This is a genomic window from Mesorhizobium sp. M2C.T.Ca.TU.002.02.1.1, assembly GCF_003997225.1.
The window spans coordinates 1-520 of sequence record NZ_RZTO01001487.1 but is presented as its reverse complement, the minus strand read 5'-3'; the positions used below and the strand labels follow the sequence as shown (position 1 = coordinate 520).

Annotated in this window: 1 pseudogene; it reads right to left on the bottom strand. The window is 62.5% G+C overall.

Annotated features, from left to right (window positions below):
- A pseudogene (locus EOD07_RS36895) lies at positions 1-267 on the bottom strand (sugar kinase); the annotation flags it as partial.
- Positions 268-520 lie beyond the last annotated feature (253 nt).

Genomic DNA, 520 nt, shown 5'->3' with positions numbered 1-520 from the left:
GTCTACGCCGTCCCGCTTCAGGCGCTCCATGTTGACGACGCCGAAATCGTCGTCGCCGACCACGCCCACCATTGCGGCCGCTCCGCCCATACGTGCGCATTGATCGATGAAGATGGCGGGCGCGCCGCTCGGAAAGGGACCAATGAGGTCGATAGGTTGCCGGAAGCCGGTGCCCGTCTGCCTCGCGACGATCTCTACCAGGATTTCTCCGATCGTCACGGTTGGCCCGAGCGAGTCCGCTGCAAGTGTTCGGGGGAGGTCGTTCATCAAGCGTCCAATCCTGGGTGTGGTGTCGTTCGCGGTTTCACGACGCCGAGGCGCAAGAGGATTCCTACCGGATCGATGTGAATCGATCAGCTGCCATCACGCTACAAACCTGCATGCATGGTCAAGCGCACACTTGGAACGACGCGCAAACCCTCAGCCGGGAAACAGGTCCAGGATCGACGACAGGCGGTTGGTGCTGAGATCGACGTCGCCGAGCAGGCCGCCGCTGGGGAGATAGCCGACCACGAACCGA